Origin of the sequence: Paraburkholderia fungorum (assembly GCF_003610895.1) — a bacterium.
GTDB lineage: Bacteria > Pseudomonadota > Gammaproteobacteria > Burkholderiales > Burkholderiaceae > Paraburkholderia > Paraburkholderia fungorum_B.
On record NZ_MCAS01000007.1, the window covers coordinates 1 to 19,323 of the forward strand.

The 19,323-nt window shown below is 61.7% G+C and carries 18 protein-coding genes, 1 tRNA gene and 1 rRNA gene; 11 read left to right on the forward strand and 9 right to left on the reverse strand.

Going from position 1 to position 19,323, the window contains the following annotated elements:
- The first annotated feature begins 264 nt into the window (after positions 1 to 264).
- Positions 265 to 377, forward strand: a 5S ribosomal RNA gene (rrf, locus tag BCY88_RS08260).
- A gap of 246 nt (positions 378 to 623) precedes the next feature.
- On the opposite strand, the gene BCY88_RS08265 is transcribed toward rrf, so the two are convergent.
- Both BCY88_RS08265 and BCY88_RS08270 read right to left on the reverse strand, forming a co-directional pair.
- Entirely contained in the window at positions 624 to 1,088 is a 465-nt protein-coding gene (locus BCY88_RS08265) for a hypothetical protein (protein ID WP_120343784.1), read from the reverse strand.
- A gap of 197 nt (positions 1,089 to 1,285) precedes the next feature.
- Positions 1,286 to 2,131 carry a FadR/GntR family transcriptional regulator gene (locus tag BCY88_RS08270; RefSeq protein ID WP_120343785.1) on the reverse strand — a complete coding sequence of 282 codons (846 nt, stop codon included), beginning with the start codon at positions 2,129 to 2,131 and terminating at the stop codon, positions 1,286 to 1,288.
- Positions 2,132 to 2,409: 278 nt separating this feature from the next.
- Between BCY88_RS08270 and BCY88_RS08275 the strand changes: the two genes are divergently transcribed.
- From BCY88_RS08275 to dhaL, 9 genes are all read left to right on the forward strand, one after another.
- Positions 2,410 to 3,618: an ABC transporter substrate-binding protein gene (locus tag BCY88_RS08275; protein ID WP_120343786.1), complete on the forward strand. Its 1,209-nt coding sequence runs from the start codon at positions 2,410 to 2,412 to the stop codon at positions 3,616 to 3,618.
- Positions 3,619 to 3,690: 72 nt separating this feature from the next.
- Entirely contained in the window at positions 3,691 to 4,551 is an 861-nt protein-coding gene (locus tag BCY88_RS08280) for a branched-chain amino acid ABC transporter permease (RefSeq protein ID WP_120343787.1), read from the forward strand.
- Positions 4,548 to 5,618 carry a branched-chain amino acid ABC transporter permease gene (locus tag BCY88_RS08285; RefSeq protein WP_120343788.1) on the forward strand — a complete coding sequence of 357 codons (1,071 nt, stop codon included), beginning with the start codon at positions 4,548 to 4,550 and terminating at the stop codon, positions 5,616 to 5,618. The genes BCY88_RS08280 and BCY88_RS08285 overlap by 4 nt, the downstream gene beginning before the upstream one ends.
- Positions 5,615 to 6,382: an ABC transporter ATP-binding protein gene (locus tag BCY88_RS08290; protein ID WP_120343789.1), complete on the forward strand. Its 768-nt coding sequence runs from the start codon at positions 5,615 to 5,617 to the stop codon at positions 6,380 to 6,382. The genes BCY88_RS08285 and BCY88_RS08290 overlap by 4 nt, the downstream gene beginning before the upstream one ends.
- Positions 6,379 to 7,080: an ABC transporter ATP-binding protein gene (locus tag BCY88_RS08295; protein WP_120343790.1), complete on the forward strand. Its 702-nt coding sequence runs from the start codon at positions 6,379 to 6,381 to the stop codon at positions 7,078 to 7,080. Before BCY88_RS08290 ends, BCY88_RS08295 begins: the two co-directional genes overlap by 4 nt.
- Positions 7,081 to 7,113: 33 nt before the next feature.
- On the forward strand, positions 7,114 to 8,394 hold the full coding sequence (locus BCY88_RS08300) for a Zn-dependent hydrolase (RefSeq protein ID WP_120343791.1): 1,281 nt from the start codon (positions 7,114 to 7,116) through the stop codon (positions 8,392 to 8,394).
- Positions 8,391 to 9,881 carry a M81 family metallopeptidase gene (locus BCY88_RS08305; protein ID WP_120343792.1) on the forward strand — a complete coding sequence of 497 codons (1,491 nt, stop codon included), beginning with the start codon at positions 8,391 to 8,393 and terminating at the stop codon, positions 9,879 to 9,881. Before BCY88_RS08300 ends, BCY88_RS08305 begins: the two co-directional genes overlap by 4 nt.
- A 112-nt stretch (positions 9,882 to 9,993) precedes the next feature.
- Positions 9,994 to 10,070, forward strand: a tRNA-Val gene (locus BCY88_RS08310).
- Between the two features lie 290 nt (positions 10,071 to 10,360).
- The gene (gene dhaL / locus BCY88_RS08315) at positions 10,361 to 12,067 is read left to right on the forward strand and encodes a dihydroxyacetone kinase subunit DhaL (protein ID WP_120343793.1); all 1,707 of its coding nucleotides are present in this window, start codon (positions 10,361 to 10,363) and stop codon (positions 12,065 to 12,067) included.
- 77 nt (positions 12,068 to 12,144) lie between these two features.
- Here the strand turns inward: dhaL and BCY88_RS08320 are convergent, their stop codons facing one another.
- From BCY88_RS08320 to BCY88_RS08350, 7 genes are all read right to left on the reverse strand, one after another.
- A complete protein-coding gene (locus BCY88_RS08320; protein WP_120343794.1) occupies positions 12,145 to 12,441 on the reverse strand; it encodes a YciI family protein in 297 nt (98 codons plus the stop codon).
- A gap of 11 nt (positions 12,442 to 12,452) precedes the next feature.
- A complete protein-coding gene (gene catC, locus BCY88_RS08325) occupies positions 12,453 to 12,737 on the reverse strand; it encodes a muconolactone Delta-isomerase (protein WP_120343795.1) in 285 nt (94 codons plus the stop codon).
- A 48-nt stretch (positions 12,738 to 12,785) separates the two neighbouring features.
- Positions 12,786 to 14,114 carry a short-chain fatty acid transporter gene (locus BCY88_RS08330; protein ID WP_120343796.1) on the reverse strand — a complete coding sequence of 443 codons (1,329 nt, stop codon included), beginning with the start codon at positions 14,112 to 14,114 and terminating at the stop codon, positions 12,786 to 12,788.
- Between the two features lie 66 nt (positions 14,115 to 14,180).
- A complete protein-coding gene (locus BCY88_RS08335) occupies positions 14,181 to 15,140 on the reverse strand; it encodes a 3-hydroxyacyl-CoA dehydrogenase (protein WP_120343797.1) in 960 nt (319 codons plus the stop codon).
- A 2-nt stretch (positions 15,141 to 15,142) separates the two neighbouring features.
- The gene (locus BCY88_RS08340; RefSeq protein WP_120343798.1) at positions 15,143 to 15,844 is read right to left on the reverse strand and encodes an SDR family oxidoreductase; all 702 of its coding nucleotides are present in this window, start codon (positions 15,842 to 15,844) and stop codon (positions 15,143 to 15,145) included.
- Between the two features lie 33 nt (positions 15,845 to 15,877).
- Positions 15,878 to 16,930 (reverse strand): cyclase family protein, encoded by a 1,053-nt coding sequence (locus BCY88_RS08345; protein WP_120343799.1) that lies wholly within the window; start codon positions 16,928 to 16,930, stop codon positions 15,878 to 15,880.
- 75 nt (positions 16,931 to 17,005) lie between these two features.
- Positions 17,006 to 17,749: an IclR family transcriptional regulator gene (locus BCY88_RS08350; protein WP_120343800.1), complete on the reverse strand. Its 744-nt coding sequence runs from the start codon at positions 17,747 to 17,749 to the stop codon at positions 17,006 to 17,008.
- A 240-nt stretch (positions 17,750 to 17,989) separates the two neighbouring features.
- On the opposite strand from BCY88_RS08350, the gene BCY88_RS08355 reads away from it, so the two are divergent.
- Entirely contained in the window at positions 17,990 to 19,312 is a 1,323-nt protein-coding gene (locus BCY88_RS08355) for an MFS transporter (RefSeq protein ID WP_120343801.1), read from the forward strand.
- The last annotated feature ends 11 nt before the right edge of the window (positions 19,313 to 19,323 follow it).

A 19,323-nucleotide genomic window follows, 5' to 3' on the forward strand; every position in this document is an offset into this window, starting at 1 on the left:
CAGTAATGCGTTAAGCTAACTGATACTAATTGCCCGTAAGGCTTGATCCTATAACAGGTGTGTTTCGTGTCGGTCATGGTTAATGCTTCAGCATTTACCAGGACCCCACCCCCGAAGGGGGCAAGACATGACGCACGGTTGAGAGATCAGTGTTGTGCCAGAAACAACACAACCCCCGAATCTCCCTCTGGTGAGCATCACCAGAAACTACTTCTTCCAGATTGGTTGTGCTGTCCCCCAAAGACAGCACGACAACAAGTCATGCCTGATGACCATAGCGAGTCGGTCCCACCCCTTCCCATCCCGAACAGGACCGTGAAACGACTCCACGCCGATGATAGTGCGGATTCCCGTGTGAAAGTAGGTAATCGTCAGGCTCCCTAGCAGCACCAGAAACCCCACCCCGAAAAGGTGGGGTTTCTGCGTTTACGGCGGCGAAAACAGCACAGGACTTTGCCATCGTGCGATCGCACAGGACTCTCGACTCTCGTAAATCCCCGTCAGCTCAGCACCAGCCCGGACTCCCTCGATCCGGCGCATGCATGCCCGCTGCAGACGCCGCAAGGCAGAACGCCTTCGCGTAACCCTTCAACTCCTGCCGGCTCTTCGACCAAGCCTGCCAACTAAGCCCGCTTTCTCACCGGCGCCTGATACGACACACCTGCGGTAAACCGGTCGAGTCGTTCGCTGGCGTCGGTGATCGCCCAAAGGGGCGCGCTGTGTAGTTGCCGATCGTAATTCGTCGCGATTTCGGAGAAAAGCGCAAAACCTCCGCTGTCCAGTTTCCAAGTGCCGGTTTCACGGCCGATATCGAAAACCGCCGACACCGCGCGCTCCGCCGCACCGAGTTGCTCGCCGGTCATCGAACCGAAGCCGGATTCAGCCAGAAAACCCGTCAACAGCATGGTCTGTGTGAGCGTTTGTGCATCGCTCGTGCCGCCGGTTCCGCGGCGCAAGGCGTCAAGCGCCAGATGTACGCGCAAGGCAAGGTCGTCGGCGATCTTCCGGGTAATCGGCAGCAGCGTGGCTTTGTCATGCCGGGCGCGTGCAGCGCCGGTGTTGCGGGAAAACGGAATAGGTTGTGCCATGACGGTCCAGTGTTATGCCTGTGCAGATGCAATAACGGCGCGGGCCGTAAAAGGTTGAGCCCTCACGTGGCTACGGCGACACAATTGCCCGCCTTGAGCAACGGGATAGCTGCGTACAAGCTAATCGCACTCGGCCAACCGGCACGTTCGTGCTTTCATTTTGCTTTGGCTGATTCTTTCAGTCTCCCCCGTCGACGTCACTCCTGATCTGCCTCATCAGCCGGCGCTACGCTGCGCGCCCTTACGCGCCGGCGAATCTCCGAATCGAGAATCAGCCGCCCGCGCAGCTTGCCCTTCATCCGTTTCACATAGCGCGGCGCTTCTGTCATGTGAACGACCATCAACTCGCGCACCTTCTCCACATCGCGTTCGCGCGCCGCTTTCGTGATTGCTTTGTGGATCTTCACGTTGGCCTGACCGAAACGCTCGTGTTCTGCTTGCGGCGTATCGTTACGAAACTCGATCAGCTGCCGGATCATTTCGTTGATCAATTCGCAACTGAAGCGCAGGAACGGATTCGGATTCGCCGCTGCGAGGATGTCATGAAAATTGACGTCTTCCTGACGTTGCCGCACGATGTCCTGCCCGCCATGCGACGATGCCGGTCGATCGCAGCACGCAATGCTCGCTTCGAGCGCCTCGAAATCCTGCTCTGTCAGATGCGGCACGGCACCCGCGGCCAACTCCGGCTCCAGTAATTTACGCACGGTGTAAATATCGTCGATCGATACGTCCTTGAAGAACAGGTAGTTCTGCAAGAGCTGCAACGTGCGATCGAGCGGCACTTCGACCACCATGCCGCCGCCGCTCGGACCCGTGGTCACCTTGATGAGACCCTGTACCTCGAGCGACTTCAGCGCCTCGCGGATCGTGCTTTTGCTTACTGAAAAGAGCTGCTGCAGTTCCACCTCGCGCGGCAGGCGGTCGCCCGGTTTCAGATCCTTCTCCGTGATGAGTCGCTTGATCTCCTCGGCGACCAGATCGCCGCGCTTTTGCTGCTTGATCTCAATCGCGGCGCCAGCCTTGGCGCGGTCCATGGTCATCTTCGTTACTCCCAGTTTCGTCCTGTGCGCGCTTTCTTCGACCAGCCACCGAGCCCGTCGTGACACGGAAAGCCGTATCGCTGCCGCCAGGAATTTTGCCTTATTGACACTCGAATTTATTGTACCTACGATCGAGTCCAACCTATTTATCATGATAAATAGAATAAAGCTGGCGTGATGAAAAACTTCCCAGTGGCCAGCAAGCTTTCGTAGTCGTTCGCGCAGTCTTTCAGTTTCGCAGTCGGTCAGTGCTTGTCTCTTTCCTAAGGAGCGTCATTTTGAATCGCCGAAATATGTTGAAGCTGGCCGCGTTGTCGGCCGTTCCGGGAACGTTGGGCTCACTGGTCGCGCGTACTGCGTTCGCGCAGGCCGGGGCTTTGCAGTTCGCATGCCCGGTGCCGATGTCGGGCCCATTCGCCGCGAACGGCAAGTACGCCGACCTCGGCATGAAGCTCGCGATCGAACAGTACGGCAAGGTACTCGGCCAGCCGCTTGCTTATACGGTGCTCGATACCGAAGGCAAGCCCGCGACAGCGGTGCGTCGCGTGCAGGAAATCGCACAGCAGAAGAATGCGCGCTTCTTCGCCGGCGGTATTTTGTCCTCCGAAGCTTTGGCGATGGGCAAAGAAGTGCAGAAGGCCGGCGGTATTTTCATCACCACGGCAGGCGCGGATGAAATCACGGGCAAGGATTGCAACGACGCGACCTTCCGCTGGTCGGTGCCGACCTACGGTGCGATCGAACAGACCGTGCGTCCGCTGATCCAGGTGATGCCCAAAGCAAAGCGCTGGTACACCATCACGCCGCAATACGTATTCGGCGACGGTTTGCTATCGGCGGCAAAGGCGATCTTCAAGGAAAAGGGTATCGAGCATGTTGGCAATAGCTACCACTCGCTCAACGAAAAGGAATTCAGCGGTTATCTGACGAACGCCGTCGCCGCGAAGCCTGATGTTCTGCTGATTCTCAACTTCGGGTCGCAGTCGTCCGATACCTTGCGCCAGGCGGTGAGCTTCGGCATGAAGAACAATTGCACGATTCTGCTTGCCTGGGCTTCTGGTCTGGAGCAATTCGAATCGCTCGGTGCGGACCTGTGCGAAGGTGTTTACTTCGGCGCGCAGTATTGGCATGGCATCGACTCGCCGCTCAATCGCGATCTCGTCAAACGTAGCAATGCGGCGTTCAAGGCCAATCCCAACTACAGCCTCGCGGGTTCTTATATCTGCACAAAGATTCTGCTCGACGGCATCGTGAAAGCGGGCACGGTCGACCCGAAGAAGGTGGTGGCGACGCTCGAGGGTATGAAGTACGACGGCTTGACCGGTCCGGAAGAAATCCGCAAAGGCGACCATCAGGTACTGAAGAACTACTATCTGTTGAAGGGCAAGGCGAAGAACAAGATGAAAAACGCCGACGACTACGCCGATATCGTGAGTTCCGGCCAGTCGTTCCTGCCGCTCGAACAGACCGGCTGCAAGATGGCCTGATGCATCCGTGCCGTATGCAACGCGGCACGCTCATTAGCGAAACCCCATCGCTACATCCTTTAGACGGACGCCATGAACGTTTATCTCCTGCAGATCGTCAACGGCATCGGAGTGGGGATGCTGTATTTCCTGCTCGCGGTCGGCTTGTCGATCGTGTTCGGCCTGCTGCGGTTTGTGAATTTCGCGCACGGCGCGTTCTATCTGCTCGGTGCGTATTTCTGCTACCAGGCCATGCAGTGGTCGATGAATTTCTGGACCGCGCTTGTCGTCGTGCCGATCGTTGTCGGCGCGCTTGCGTGGGTCGTCGAAAAGCTGATCTTGCGGTACGTCTACGCGCAACAGCACGAGTTTCATATTCTCGTGACGGTCGGCCTTGCTCTCGTCGTGCAGGAATGCGCGATCCTGATCTGGGGCCCGATTGGCGACAACGTGCCGGTTCCCGACATGCTGAATGGCGTGGTGATCTGGGGCAGTTTCGTGTATCCGAAGTACCGCCTGTTCGTGATCGGATTCACAGCGGCGCTGGCCGTGCTGTTGTGGTGGGTGCTGGAAGGCACGCGGCTCGGCAGTGCGGTGCGTGCCGGCAGCGAATCGACCGAGATGGTGTCGCTGCTTGGCATCAACGTGACACGCGTCTTCAGTCTGGTGTTTGCGCTGGGTGCCGCTACCGCCGCATTGGCGGGTGTGCTCGCCGCGCCGATTCGTGGCGTCGATCCGTTCATGGGCATTGAAGCGCTTAGCGTCGCATTCGTCGTGGTCGTGGTCGGCGGCATGGGCAATTTTCTCGGCGCGCTGGTCGGCGGGCTGTTGGTCGGCATCGTGCAGAGCGTGATGAGTACGCTGTGGCCGGAGGGCGCGCGGTTGATGATCTATGTCGCGATGGCCGCGGTGCTGTTGCTACGGCCGAATGGCCTGCTGGGGAGAGCGGCATGATCGAACCGTCAAAGCCTATCGTGCAAGACGCGTCTCCCCGGGCGGTTCAACCCAGCCTGAAGCGCGCGTTGCATCGCTATCGCTTCCTCCTGCTTGCGTTGCTGGTTGTGTGCGTGCTGCCCCTCACGCTGCGCTCCGGGTCGCTTGCCACGGAAGTGCTGGTGTTCGCGCTCGCCGCACTCGGCTGTAATCTGCTGCTCGGTCATACCGGCTTGCTCTCGTTCGGGCAGGGCATCTTCTTTGGACTCGGCAGCTATTGCGCGGGCCTTGTCCTTACCCGGACGGCAATGCCGATACCCGTGGCGCTGCTCGCCGCGATCGTGATCGGCGCGGCTGCCGCTGCACTGGTCGGCTGGTTTTCGATTCGTCAGCGCGGCACGTACTTCGTCATGTTGACGCTCGCATTCGGGCAACTCTTCTACTTCCTCGCCTACACCACGCCCGATCTGACCGGCGGCGACAATGGCCTGCTCGACATCCCGCGCCCGGCGCTCGGGCTGTTCGGCAAAGAACTCGTGCCGTTGACCTCGCCGTGGCAGTACTACGGTTTCGTCGCTGTGCTGTTCCTCGTGGTGTTCTGGCTGCTGATGCGTGTCTCGCATTCGGTATTCGGACGCACGTTGCTGGCGATCCGCGACAACGAAGCGCGCGCGGCCGCGGTCGGCTACGACGTCAAGCGCTTCAAGCTCATGGCGTTCGTGATCTCCGGCGCTGTGACAGGCCTCGCAGGCGCGTTGCATGCACTGATGACCGGCATCGCGCCACTGTCCAACATCGATTACCACACGAGCGAGATGATCCTTGTGATGACGGTCATCGGCGGCACAGGCAACCTGTTCGCGTCGGTGCTGGGCGCGGCGTTCTATGTGCTGTTCGCCGATTGGCTTTCCACGCTATGGCCACGCTGGCTGCTGCTGCTCGGCATCGTGCTGATCGCTGTTAGCCTTTTCATGCAACGCGGCCTATGGGGTTTGGGCGAACGAATCTGGCAGGCATTGCGGCGCAATCCATCCGGCGATGATGCTGACGACGATACCGGCAACCACGCAGCCAGGGAGCACGTATGAGCGAAGCGATTCTGCAAGCGAGCGGCGTGGTGAAGCGGTACGGCAAATTCACGGCGCTCTCCGAAGTCAACTTGCGCGTCATGCCGCGTACGGTGCATTCGGTGATCGGTCCAAATGGCGCGGGCAAGACAACGCTGTTCCACGTGTTGACGGGCACCTTGCCCATCACCGAAGGGAAAATCGTCTTCGACGGTCATGACGTGACGCACGAACCCGACCATAAGCGCGTGCGCCGCGGTGTCGCGCGTTCGTTTCAGGTGACGAGCCTGTTCGCCAATCTGAGCGTGCGCGAAAATTTGCGGCTCGCCGCGCAGGGTGTCGACGCGGTCCGTGCGTTGAACGCCTGGACGCCGCCGCATGGCGCGCTCACCCATGCGGACACGGTTGACAGTGTGCTTGAACGCCTCGCGTTACAGCGCTTTAGCGAGGCGCTTGCGGGCGCGCTGTCGCACGGTCAGCAACGGCGGCTCGAAGTCGGCATGGCGCTCGCCGCGCGGCCCAAGGCGATCTTTCTGGATGAGCCGACTTCCGGCATGGGCATCGACGATCTCGACGACATGAAGCAGCTGATTCGCGGCCTGCGCGATGATTACACCGTCGTGCTGATCGAGCACAACATGGGCATCGTGATGGACATCTCCGATACGATCACCGTCATGCAGCAAGGGCGCGTGCTGGTGGAAGGGCGCCCGGACGATATTCGCGGCGACGAGCGCGTACGCAGCGCCTATCTGGGCAACATGATCACAGGAGGCCGCGCATGATTCTCGACGTGCAGCAGATTCACGGTTTCTACGGTAAGAGCCATATCCTGCAAGGGGTATCGCTGCAAATCGACGAAGGCGAGACTGTCACGCTGTTAGGCCGCAACGGCGCAGGCAAGTCGACCACGCTCAAGGCTATTGCCGGTGTGGTTACGCCACAGCGCGGTACGCTGACGTTCAACGGCGTTGCCATCAACGGCATGCCGCCGCACAAGATCGCTTCCCGCGGTGTGTGCTTCGTACCCGAACATCGCGGTGTGTTTCGTCTGCTGACTGTCGAAGAAAATCTGCGGCTCGGTGCGCGCAAGGATTCGCCGTGGCAACTCGACGATATTTACCGCATTTTCCCGCGCCTGAAAGAGCGGCGTACGAACGGTGGTGCGCAACTCTCCGGCGGCGAACAGCAGATGCTCGCGATCGGCCGCGCGCTGATGAATCATCCGCGCCTGTTGATGCTCGACGAGCCGGTTGAGGGCCTCGCTCCGGTGATCGTGGAAGAGATCGTCGCACAGCTGAAGTTGATCCGTGAAGCGGGCGTCGCGATTCTGCTGGTCGAGCAGAACCTGGAAGTCTGCACACAACTCGCGGATCGCCACTACATCATTGAACAGGGCGTGATCGTCTACGAAGGCAGCAACGCTTCGTTCGCCGCCGACGATTCGATCAAGGACCGTTATCTGGGCGTCGGCGTCGTCTGACGCGCACGCTGTCTTTACTATGAGGAAGCATCGATGCAGGTTCATGAATCAACAACCGTCGGAACGCTCGCCGATCTGCGTGTCGACGGTGCGCGGCTCTGGGACAGTCTCATGCAACTCGCACAAATCGGCGCGACGGATAAAGGCGGTGTGTGCCGGCTCGCGTTGACCGAGCTGGATCGCAAGGCGCGCGACCTCTTTATCGTGTGGGCTAAGGAGATTGGCTGCAGCGTGAGGATCGACGCGATCGGCAATATCTTCGCGCGCCGCGCGGGTGTGAACGACACGCTGCCGCCGGTGATGACCGGCAGCCACATCGATACGCAGCCCACGGGTGGCAAGTTCGACGGCAATTACGGCGTGCTGGCCGGTCTCGAAGTACTACGCACGCTGGCTGACGCCAACGTTCGCACGCTTGCGCCGCTGGAGGTTGCCGTATGGACCAATGAAGAGGGTTCGCGTTTTGTGCCGGTGATGATGGGCTCAGGCGTGTTCGCCGGTGCGTTCACGTTGGAGCATGCGCTCGAACAACGCGATCGCGAGGGTATTTCGGTGCGCGATGCACTCGCTTCTATCGGCTATGCAGGCGAAAACGGCAAGCCTCATGCGGTCGGTGCGTATTTCGAAGCCCATATCGAACAGGGGCCCGTGCTGGAGGCGCATGACACGACGATCGGCGTGGTACAGGGCGCGTTGGGTCAACGCTGGTACGACGTGACGGTGCACGGCATGGAAGCGCACGCGGGTCCTACGCCGATGGCCTTGCGCCGTGACGCGCTGCTCGTCGCGGCGGATCTGATTCACGCGGTGAATCGCATTGCCCTCGACCACGCACCGCATGGACGCGGAACGGTCGGCTGGCTCGACGTGCATCCGAATTCACGCAACGTGATTCCTGGCCGCGTGACCCTGACGGTCGACCTGCGGGCTGCCGACGACGCCTCGCTCACCGCGATGGATGCGGCACTACTAGCGGTTTGCGCGGCCGCGGGTGAGAAGGCAGGTATCACCGTCGATGTTGAACAGGTGGTGTATTTTCCGCCGCAACCGTTCGCGGCGGAGCTGGTTGGCGCGGTTCAGCGGGGCGCGGACGCTCTCGGTTTTTCGTCGATGGACGTGATCAGCGGCGCGGGCCATGACGCCGTTTATCTCGCGCGCGTGGCGCCGGCGGCCATGATCTTTGTGCCGTGCAAGGACGGCATCAGCCACAACGAAATCGAGGACGCACGCGCGGATCACCTGGAAGCGGGCTGCAACGTCCTGTTGCAGGCCATGCTGAACGTCGCACAAACGGCGGGGAGCGCGGAAGCATGAAGATCCTGATTGCAAGGATGAACCACGAGACCAACACGTTCTCTCCGGTGGCCACGCCGCTAGCCGCGTTCGGCCGTAACGGCCCGAGCTACGGCGAGGACGCGTTCAACGAAAACAAGGGCATGCAGACGGCGATGGCCGCGTTCATCGACGCAGCCGAGCGCGAGCATGCCGCGATCGTGACGCCCGTTTCCGCATCGGCGAATCCGAGCGGGCGGGTCGAGGCCGCCGCTTACGACGCGATCTGCGATGCGATCGTGGCGGCCGCAACAGGCTGCGATGCGGTGATGCTCGACCTGCACGGCGCGATGGTCGCCGAGAATTCGAACGACGGCGAAGGCGATCTGCTCGAACGCGTGCGCGCCGCGCTGCCCCATGCACCGATTGCGGTTGCGCTCGATCTGCATGGCAACGTCACGCAGAAAATGATCGACAACGCCGACGTGATTGTCAGCTTCAAAACCTATCCGCACGTCGATATGTACGAGACTGGCGCGCATGCGGCGCGCTTGATGTTCGATCTTTTCCACGGCAAGGCGAAGCCGGTGATCGCATGGCGCCAGCCGCCGTTGCTCACGCATACGCTGCGCAGCGCGACGGCCGAAGGCGCAATGAAGCGCGCCGTGGATGCCGCGCGTGCAGCAGAGGCCGATGGCATGCTCGCGGTGTCGGTCTTGTCCGGCTTTTCGCTCGCCGACATCGAGGCGCCGTGTATCAGCGTCGTGGTGGTGGCGAACGGCGAGCGTGCGCAGGCGGAAGTGGTCGCGGAGCGCATCGCGCGGCAGATCTGGAACGGGCGCGAGGATTTCGTTTATCGCAGCGCGCCGCTGGCGGAGTCGGTGGCGCAGGCCGCCGCGCTCGCGCAAGGCGCGAGCAAACCGGTGCTGTTGCTCGATCACGGCGACAACTGCATGTCGGGCGGCACGTGCGACACGATGGACCTGCTGGAAGAGGCGCTCAAGCAGAAGCTCGAAGGAATCGTAAGCGGGCCACTGTGCGATCCGCAGGCCGTCGCGGCGCTGATGGCGGCAGGCGTCGGCAGCACGGTGACGGTGACGATCGGCAACAAGGTCGCAAGCGATGCGGTGACGCCGCGGCCGCCGTTTGCGGTGACCGGCGTAGTGCGTGCGTTGACGGACGGCGAGTACGTAATCAGCGGCCCGACCTATACAGGTCAGCGGGCGTTCATGGGGCGCGCGGCGGTGCTCGACACAGGCTCGGTCAAGCTCGTGGTGACCGAGCGCACGCACGAACCATGGGACCTCGGCGTATTCGAGAGCGTCGGCATCGACCCGCGCCGCGCGCGTTTCCTGCTGCTCAAATCCCGCATGTACTGCCGCCCGGTTTTTGTGCCGATCGCCGCAGCGCTGGTGGAGTGCGATAGCCGCGGTGTGACAAGTTCGGACTATGGGCTGTTCCGTTTCCAGCACGTGAAGCGGCCGGTTTTTCCGCTGGATATGCAAACCGGGTGGGCGTCGGCGAACTGAAGCAGGTTCGACAACCCGCCGCGCGACGAACCGATGGACACGCACGCGTGCACAGACTTGCCGTGCGGGACTTGTGCTGCGCGCCCGGAGTCTCTATAATTCGCGCCTCTAAAGGCTCGTAGCTCAGTTGGTTAGAGCACCACCTTGACATGGTGGGGGTCGTTGGTTCGAATCCAATCGAGCCTACCAACGCATCGGTGACGTAGACGAAAACGGTTCCGTTTTCGTCTACGTTCATCTTCTCGCTTCGCATCGGCGCACATCGTTATCGTGCGACTGTCCTGTCAGTCTCCCCTTTTCGTATCGCTTCTGTTTCGCCACAGTCCGCCTCGTTCGCTGATGCTTTTGCACGTTCGCGTCGGCCGCTTCGCGTCGCATTCTCCCGATGCGCGGTACAGTTGAGCCTCCAGGTCTCGCAACTGCATAAACTGCCGTGAGCTCGCGACACAGGGCCGGCGGCTTAAAAGGAAGCTGACGAAATGAAGAAGCTGATCAACGACGTCTCCGCGCTCGTCCCGGACATGCTCGACGGGCTCGCGGCGCTCAATCCCAATCTCTCGCTATTGCAAGGCGGCACGATCGTCGTGCGCGCCGATGCCGAGGCCGTTGCCGCGCGCGGCGAGGTTGCGCTGATATCGGGTGGCGGATCGGGTCACGAACCGGCTCATGGCGGTTATGTAGGTCATGGCATGCTGAGCGCCGCGGTAGCGGGCGAGGTGTTCACGTCGCCTTCCACGGATGCCGTGCTCGATGCGATCCGCGCTGTGGCCGGCACCGCCGGTGTCCTGCTAATTGTGAAGAACTATACGGGCGACCGTTTCAACTTTGGCCTTGCCGCCGAGATCGCGCGTGCCGAAGGGATCCCAACGGAAATGGTCATCGTCGCCGACGATGTCGCGCTCGCGGCGAGCGGTGATCATGCGGGCCGTCGCGGGCTCGCGGGGACCGTGCTGGTGCACAAGATCGCTGGCGCGGCTGCGGCAGCCGGCCGCCCATTGGCCGAAGTCGCGCAGATTGCGCGCGACGTGGCCGCCTCGCTCGGCACGATGGGCGTCGCGCTCACGCCTTGCACGGTGCCGGCAGCGGGCAAGCCGGGGTTCGAGCTGACCGATGGCGAAATCGAATGGGGCTTGGGCATTCACGGCGAAGCGGGTGTCGAACGTGGCGCGATGGTGCCGGCCGACGCGATCGTCGAAAGGCTGCTCGCGACGATCGTCGGCGACTTGTCGTTGCAACGCGGTGCGCGGGTGGCCTTGCTGGTGAACAACCTTGGCGGCACGCCTTCGAGCGAGTTGAGCATCGTGGCCGGATCCGCGCTTCGTTATCTGGCGGCACTCGGCATCCATGTGGAGCGTGCATGGGCGGGTACGTTCCTGAGCGCGCTCGAGATGGCCGGCGTCTCGCTGACACTGCTGCGCGTGGACGACGAGCGGCTCGGCAGGCTCGATGCCGCCACGCACACCACCGCATGGCCCGCGTTGAGCGGGCGCGTCGCACAGGTTTCGCTGCGGCCTGCACCCGCTACGCCAGATCGTGCAAGCGGCGCGACGCTCACGCGCGAGGCAACGTTGCGCCGCGTGATCGAGGCCGTTTGTGCATGTCTGCTCGAAGCCGAACCGGTCTTGACCGACATGGACCAGCGCGTTGGGGATGGCGACCTCGGCATCAGCCTGTCGCGTGGAGCGAACGGCATTCTCAACGAGCTCGATGCCTACCCTTCGGAAGCGACGCCGGGTGCGGTGTTGCGCAGCTTGTCCGCAACGGTGCGTCGCGTCGTGGGCGGTACCTCCGGCCCGCTCTACGCGGTGATGTTGTTGCGCGGTGCGGCCGCGCTCGAACAGGCAGGTGGTGAGTCGGCGAGGGCGTGGTCGGCGGCGTTCAGTGAGGGCGTTGCCGGATTGATGGCGTTAGGCGGTGCAAATCCTGGTGACCGCACGATGGTCGATGCGCTGAAACCTGCGGCCGATGCGTTGCAAGCGGCGCTCGCAAAGTCAGAGGGCGGTCTCGACGCGGCGTTGAAAGCTGCGGTCGATGCGGCAACCGAGGGCGCGGCGCGTACTGCGTCGATGCATCCGCGGCGCGGCCGGTCGAGTTATGTCGGGGATCGCGCTCTCGGTTACGTGGACCCCGGCGCACATGCCGTGGCGTTGTGGCTCGCTGCGATTCGCGAGGCGCTGGCTGATTGAGCGGCCATTCGAGAGCCGTAGAAAAATATGGTCCAAGCCCGTACAACTGACAGCGAGTCCGGGCCTGGATACTTAGCTTAAAGACAGCACTCGCCGTCAAAGTACGCCTTGCGCCAGCGCGTGATCGTCACGCGCTCGAACAAGTCGACCTGAGAAAACGGATCGGCCGCAATAAACTTTTCGGCTTCCTCACGTGTTTCCAGATCGACGACATACACACCACCGCCCGCGCCGCTCCCGTCCTCGTTCAGCTTCGCGCCACAGGCGAGCAGCAGTGCCTTGTTCTTTTCCAGAAACGCCAGGTGCGTCTCGCGCTCGCGTATGCGCACGTCGGCGTGGCCGGGTTTGTCGAACGTTTCGATGATATAGGGCATGCGTGTTCCTCTCAGTTCGGCGCGATGGCGGATGGATGCTGCGCGAGCGGTGTTACGTCGATAACCAGGTACGGAAAGAGCGGCAGCGAACTGAGCAGTGTATGCAACTCGTCGTTCGATTCGACATCGAACACGCTGTAATTTGCGTACTGACCGGCCACGCGCCACAGATGGCGCCATTTACCCTCACGCTGCAGCTTCTGCGAAAACGCCTTTTCTTCGGCCTTCAGGCGATCGATGAACACCTTGTCGGCGTCGGCGGGAATCTGAACCTGCATATGAACGAGATACAACATGCGACCTTCTCCATCGAATAGGCCGCGCTGTGGCGGCCGGATGTTTGCTCAACCCCAGGCGAGAATCGCCACCGTGTACACGATGCCGATCCAGAACATCATGATGACCGTATAGCCCATGATGTCCTTCAGTTTCAGCTTCGAGAGCGCGAGCGCCGGCAGAATCCAGAACGGCTGCACCAGATCGTTCCATGCGTTGCCGAGCATGACGGCGGTCGCCGTATGTCCCACCGATGCGCCGATCGACTTGGCCGCCTCGATCATGAACGGCCCCTGAATCACCCAGTGACCGCCGCCCGACGGTGCGAAGAAGTTGATGAAGAACGAACTGATCAAGCCCCAGAACGGCAGCGTGGCAGGTGTCGCGATCTTGACGAAGAAGTGCGAGAACGTGTTGACCAGACCCGACGACGCCATGATCGCCATGATGCCGGCATAAAACGGATACTGGAGGATGATGCCGCTAATCGTGCGTATACCTTCGTTCAGCTTCTCGACGTAGCGAATCGGCGTGCCAAGCAGAATGATGCCGAGGAACAGAATGATGAAGTTGATCAGGTTCAGGTCCATCGAACCGCCACCGTGGAAATACAGCACCACGTAAACCACGCCGATTGCGCCGATCAGATAGCTCAGCAGGCGGCTGTTATTCAGGCGACTGGCAAGCGTGTTGCTCTCGTCGATATCCAATGCCGGCGCTGCAGCTTTGGGTGCGTCGTTCAGCGCGCGGTCGATCTCGGTCACCGGCTGGCCCGGCTTGGGATGCAGCCAGGCATTCAGGAGCGGCAGCGTGATGAGGACAACGAGGCTAGTGATCAGCATCGCAGGCGAGAAGATCGTTTCCGACAGCGGAATCACGCCCATTTGCGCTTCCATCGGGTGCCCCTTGGTGGAGATCAGCACCGGAATACTGGCCGACAGACCGAGGCCGTACATCGTAAAGCCGCTATATGCCGACGCGATGATCAAGGGGTAATGCACGCCCTTGATGCTCAGCGCCAGCTTGCGCGCCACGATGCCGCCGATCACCAGACCAAAGCCCCAGTTCAGATAACTGCCGATGCCGCCCACCAGCGTCGCGACGATTACCGCCATGCGCGGATCGTGCACCCGTGCGACGAGGCGATCGAGAAAGCGTTCGGTGAGCGGCGCGGTGGCGAGCACATAGCCCGCTGCGAGAATCACCGCCATTTGAGTCGTGAACGCGAGCAGCGCCCAGAAGCCCTTGCCCCAACTCAGGGTGAGCGCGCTCACCGCCTGGCCCTGGACCAGCACGGCGAGAATCATCGTGAGCAAGGTGAGACCGATGGCAAAGACGAACGGATCGGGCAGATACTTGCGCATCAGCTCCGTGAAGAAGGCGGTGATTTTCTGCATGTGACTGTCTCTGGTGTTGGTCGAATAATATTTATCGGATCATGCGGTGAGTACGGCGTGTACTGCTTACGAATCGTTTTGTGCGGAGTCCTTGCGATAGCGGGTCAGTCGCATCAATGCGCGGTCGCGCCACGCCACGCGTTCTTCCCATTGTTCGAGCGGTAACGTGCTGCGGCGCGCGGCTTCAACATCGGCGACGAGTTCAGGCGTCCACGGATCGTTCTGACCGCGTTCCGCGCCCATGCGCGCATACGACGGCCCCATCTTCTGCGCATGCGAGGCGATGCCGCCACGCGTATTCAGATCCGCGGTCTCGAACGGCCCGATGACCGACCAGCGCAGCCCCAGCCCTTCGCGCACGACGGTATCGACGTCGTCCACAGAAGCCACGCCGTCGCGCACGAGGCAATACGCTTCGCGCAATAGCGCGCCTTGCAGCCGGTTGAAGATGAACCCTTCCACTTCTTTTGCCACGCGCACCGGCTTAAGGCCAGCCTCGGTGAAGAGGGCGATTGCACGTGCGACGGCGCCTTCGTCCGTAAAGGACGCGGGCACGACTTCGACGACCGGGATCAGATAGGGCGGATTGCCCGGATGAGCGACGAGGCACCGGCCGCGTCCCGGCAGCGTTTCGTCGACAAAACGTGAGGCCGCGAGAAACGACGATGCGCTCGCCAGAATCGCGTGCGGTGGCGCAGCGCGATCGAGTGCGATGAACAACTCACGTTTGATCTCTTCACGCTCCGGTGCACATTCCTGCACGAGATCGGCGTCGGCTGCGGCCGCCTCAAGTGTCGCCACGATTTCGACGCGCGCGGCCACGTCGACGGCGGCTTCGTTGAGCAGACCGAAGCGGCTCAACTCGCTAAGCCGTTGCTTGATTTCAACCGGCGCAAGCTCGCGCCGCGCGGCCGCCGGATCGAACAGGCGCACTTGCCAACCGGCTCGCGCGAACACCACGGCGAAGGCAATGCCGATGCTCCCGCCGCCGACAATCCCCGCACGCCGTATCGCCTGTGCGTTCATGCTCAGACTCCCGCGACGCCGACGGTCATGCCGCCGCACACGTACAACACCTGGCCGGTCACGAAGCCGCTACGCGCGTCGAGCAGATACGACGCGGCATGCGCGACGTCATCCGGTGTGCCGACACGTTTGACCGGCACGCTGTCGATGATCGCGCGCGTGCGCGGTGCGTCTGGCGGATTCGCACGATCGAACAACTCGGTGCGAATCGGGCCTGGGCCGATCGCATTCGCGGTCACGCCGAACGCGCCGAGTTCGAGCGCCCACACGCGCGTCATGCCGATCAGCGCGGCCTTGGTGGCCGAATAGGCGGTCCGCAATTCCTTGCCGAGCGCCGCCCGCGACGACATATTCACGATCCGGCCAAAGCCCGCAGCCTTCATGCCGGGCAACAAGGCCTGCATGCATTGCAGCGAGCAGCGGACGTTGAGTGCCCAGGCGCGTTCGAGTTCTTCGAGCGATTGCGCTTCCGCAGACGCCGGCACCACAACGCCGACGTTATTCACGAGGCGCGTGATCGGACCGTCTTCGAGCGCGCGTTCAAGCGCCGCCGCCGTTGCCTGCGGGTCCGACAGATCGGCGATCAGTCCAGCGCCGACACGGTCGATCACGACCACGTCATAACCATCCGCCTTGCAACGCTCAGCGCATGCGGCGCCGATGCCGGCAGCGCCGCCGGTAATCAAAACTCGTTCTTTGGTCATGTTTCGGATTCGGGGTAATCAGAGAAGAAAGGTTCAGACGGTAGCGATTGGCGTGACCGGCGAACCCATCGCACCCGGCAACCTGAGCGGCGGCGCGGTCAGCATGAAATGCGAGCGACCGTTCGTGCGCAGCCACGCGGCTAACTCGCGCAGATACCAGAGTTCACCTAGCGGCAGGCCGAGCTTGAACAGGCAATGGTGGTGCAGTGGCAGCGAAAGGTGCTCGCCCGGTGTGGCCGGCGTGCGTGCCGGATAGCGTTCCACCGCGTAGTTGTCGGCGGCGAGTGCGGCGATGCCGGAATCAGTAATCCATTGCAGCAGACGTTCGTCCCGGCCATCGAGTGCGCAACAGTGACGGTTGAGCACCGCCTCGTCGGGCTGGCGATTCATCTCCAGCACCATCTCGGCGAAGCCGGTACGCAACACCAGCATGTCGCCGCGTTCGATCTCGATGCGATCGGCTTCGATCGCAAACATCAGATCGTCGTAACCGACTGTTCGATGTTCGCGCGCATAGTGCGCCACCAGATCGACCAGTACGCCGCGGCCCTGCATGCCCTTCACGGCGAGGTTTTCGATGCCGAGCACATCGGCGTGGCTGTGTTCGCCGCCGCAGGCATGCGGTGCGAAACCGTCGTCCGCTCGATACTCGATTGGGCCCACGATATCCGCATTGGCGCGGTAGCCGTTGTAGTAGACGCTTTCGGGCACGCCGTCGCCGTCCGCGTCGAAGCGTGCGCCCACGTGCGCGAGCGAATCCCATTGCGTCGAGTATTGCAGGCTCAGCAGCACCTGGTCGTCGCTGACCACGTCGGTGGCGCCTGCCTCGTTGCGCGCAAGGGGGAAGTTGACGTATGGCAGGCCGTCCCTGAAGGTCGGGCGCAGTACCGGCGGATGGCGGCGCACGTTCAGCTTGTTGTCGCCGGGAAAGTCGAGCGGCAGTGACAGGCAAAAACTCAAACCTGCGCGGATTTCACGCGCGCCCTTGAGTACCTGTTCCGCGCCGATCAGATTCGGCCTGCCGAGTTGATCGTCAGGACCGAAGTCGCCCCAGTTGGATCCTTCGGGTTTGTTCTTCCAGCGCATTGCACCTTCCTCTACTGATCTGGCCTAAGCGCCGCACTGCTCGCAGATGCGGGCAGTGAGTCGTGCAGCGCATCGTCACGCAAGCAGGGCAGGCGGGATCTGGCCGTAAATTTCAAGCAGCGCTTCGATCGCGCGCGGTTCGTTTTTCAACAGCCGCGCTTTCGGGCCGCCGATCACAAGGGCGAACGCCTCGCCGTGAATCAGGAAGCCGCGCGCCAGTCCGGCCACGTCTTCGACGTTTTCGCCCGTCGAGCGATGCCAGCCGTTTTTCACGCCTTGCTCCACTTCGATCTCGAGCGTCTTCCGATCGATCACCGTGCCATCGGTCGAGGCGCTCAAGGGCTCGCAACTATCGAGCAGCTTGCGGCGCGCATCCACGGAGAGCGCGCCGAGCAACGCTTTGCCTGCCGCGCTGGCATGCACGTACATGAAGCCACCGGGCTCGTCGCTATAGCGGATCTTCTGGCGCGACTCCATCACGTCAAGGTAGACGACGCGATTGCCTGCCAGCGTGGCGAGCGCGGCAGTCTCGCCGGTGGCGTCGCGCAGGGAGCTGAGCAGCGGCTGGAACAGCAGCGTCAGCGGGTCTTCGCTGCAAATGTCGCGCGCCACGTGCAGCAGCCGCTGCGTGGGGTAATAGCCGGCTTTCACGCCCGGCGCATAGAGGTAGCCCTTGGCCACCATGGTTTGCAACAGCGCGTGACAACTCGACAGCGGGATCTCGGTTCGACGCGCGATCTCGCTGTAGATCATGGGTTGCCGCACTTCGGCAAAGAGGTTTATCACGTCGAAGACGCGTACTGCTGTTTTCACATCCATGAGAACATTATCGACATTTCGATAACTCGATGACAATAGGGTGTCGGGTATACACCTAGTTCTTTGCCCTCGTTCCACGAGGCAGCCACGGGTAATCCCTTGGTTGACGCTTGTTATGAGCGCTACCTATAGTCGCGCTTCTTGTTCGATAACGGAAATTAAGTTCTTGATACGAACAAACGGGGAATGGACGTTAAGTCCGCCCCATGCATTCGCGACACAAAATGGAGACGTACCACGATGGCGCTCACGCTCGAAACGCAACACCGGAATGCCCGTAAAGCGGGTATCGCATCATTCGTTGGGACAACGATCGAATGGTATGACTTCTATGCGTACAGCACGGCGGCAGCACTGGTGCTCGGCAAGATATTCTTTCCGACCACCTCCGCGCTGGCCGGCACGCTCGCGGCGTTCGCGACTTTCTGGGTAGGCTTTCTGGCGCGGCCGATCGGCGGGATCATCTTCGGCCACCTCGGCGACAAGGTCGGCCGCAAGAAGACGCTGATCATCACGCTGATGCTGATGGGGTGTTGCACGACCGGCATGGGCTTGCTGCCCACCTACAACCAGGTCGGTCTGCTGGCACCCGCGCTGCTGATTCTGTTCCGTCTCATGCAGGGGGTAGCGATGGGCGGCGAGTGGGGAGGCGCGGTGGTGCTGTCGTCGGAACACGCGCCCAAGGGCAAGGAGATTCTCTACTCCGCTTTCGCGCAACAAGGCTCGCCCGCAGGCAATCTGCTGGCAACGGTGGCCTTCCTGTTGACCTCGATGCTGCCCGACCACCAGTTCATGACGTGGGGCTGGCGCATTCCGTTCCTGTTCTCGGCGCTGCTGGTGGTGGTCGGCATGTTCATCCGCATGAGCGTCGAAGAGTCGCCGGCCATGCAGGAATTGAAGGACAAGAACAAGGTCGCGAAACTGCCGATCGGCGAGGTCCTGCGCAACCATAAGGGACTGGTGGCAATGGGTGTGGGCGCTTGTGTGATCGGCCTGTCCGCGACTTACTTTAAGACGACGTTTGCACTTTCGTGGGCCGTTACGAGCATCGGTTTCGATCGCACACAGTTTCTTACGGTGATTACCGGTGCGATTGTCGTGCAGCTGATTGTGCAACCGTTCGGTGCGGTGCTCGCCACGAAAATGGACCTGAAAAAAGCGGTCATTTACATGCTGGTGCCGGAAATCATCGCGCTACCCGTGATGTTCTCACTGATCGCCACCGGTTCGACGAAGCTTGCGATGCTGGGCATGGCGCTCGCCTCGATTCCGCACTCGCTGTACTACGCGGCGATGGCAGGCATTCTGGCGAAGTCGTTTCCGGTTCAGGTGCGCTACACGGGTATTTCGCTTTCCTATCAGATTTGCGGCATGGTGTTCGCCGGCACCACGCCGATTCTCGGGCAGTACCTGCTAGGCGCAACCGGATCGATTCTTTCGGTTGTGGCGTTGGGGATATTGCATGTGCTGATTACGCTGTTCTGTGCGCTGGGCTTGATTACGCGCATGCATCAGGAGGGTGCGCGCGACGCGGCGCGTTCTGCCTCGCTGGCGCAGAGCTGATCGCTATCCGG

Bases quoted from the DNA above. Each gene is read 5' to 3' on its own strand.
- BCY88_RS08295 (WP_120343790.1), top strand. From the start codon at position 6,379: ATGATTCTCGACGTGCAGCAGATTCACGGTTTCTACGGTAAGAGCCAT.
- BCY88_RS08335 (WP_120343797.1), bottom strand. From the start codon at position 15,140: ATGAACGCACAGGCGATACGGCGTGCGGGGATTGTCGGCGGCGGGAGC.
- BCY88_RS08305 (WP_120343792.1), top strand. From the start codon at position 8,391: ATGAAGATCCTGATTGCAAGGATGAACCACGAGACCAACACGTTCTCT.
- BCY88_RS08270 (WP_120343785.1), bottom strand. From the start codon at position 2,131: ATGACCATGGACCGCGCCAAGGCTGGCGCCGCGATTGAGATCAAGCAG.
- BCY88_RS08350 (WP_120343800.1), bottom strand. From the start codon at position 17,749: ATGGATGTGAAAACAGCAGTACGCGTCTTCGACGTGATAAACCTCTTT.
- BCY88_RS08285 (WP_120343788.1), top strand. From the start codon at position 4,548: ATGATCGAACCGTCAAAGCCTATCGTGCAAGACGCGTCTCCCCGGGCG.
- BCY88_RS08280 (WP_120343787.1), top strand. From the start codon at position 3,691: ATGAACGTTTATCTCCTGCAGATCGTCAACGGCATCGGAGTGGGGATG.
- BCY88_RS08300 (WP_120343791.1), top strand. From the start codon at position 7,114: ATGCAGGTTCATGAATCAACAACCGTCGGAACGCTCGCCGATCTGCGT.
- BCY88_RS08340 (WP_120343798.1), bottom strand. From the start codon at position 15,844: ATGACCAAAGAACGAGTTTTGATTACCGGCGGCGCTGCCGGCATCGGC.
- dhaL (WP_120343793.1), top strand. From the start codon at position 10,361: ATGAAGAAGCTGATCAACGACGTCTCCGCGCTCGTCCCGGACATGCTC.
- BCY88_RS08345 (WP_120343799.1), bottom strand. From the start codon at position 16,930: ATGCGCTGGAAGAACAAACCCGAAGGATCCAACTGGGGCGACTTCGGT.
- BCY88_RS08265 (WP_120343784.1), bottom strand. From the start codon at position 1,088: ATGGCACAACCTATTCCGTTTTCCCGCAACACCGGCGCTGCACGCGCC.
- catC (WP_120343795.1), bottom strand. From the start codon at position 12,737: ATGTTGTATCTCGTTCATATGCAGGTTCAGATTCCCGCCGACGCCGAC.
- BCY88_RS08290 (WP_120343789.1), top strand. From the start codon at position 5,615: ATGAGCGAAGCGATTCTGCAAGCGAGCGGCGTGGTGAAGCGGTACGGC.
- BCY88_RS08355 (WP_120343801.1), top strand. From the start codon at position 17,990: ATGGCGCTCACGCTCGAAACGCAACACCGGAATGCCCGTAAAGCGGGT.
- BCY88_RS08330 (WP_120343796.1), bottom strand. From the start codon at position 14,114: ATGCAGAAAATCACCGCCTTCTTCACGGAGCTGATGCGCAAGTATCTG.
- BCY88_RS08320 (WP_120343794.1), bottom strand. From the start codon at position 12,441: ATGCCCTATATCATCGAAACGTTCGACAAACCCGGCCACGCCGACGTG.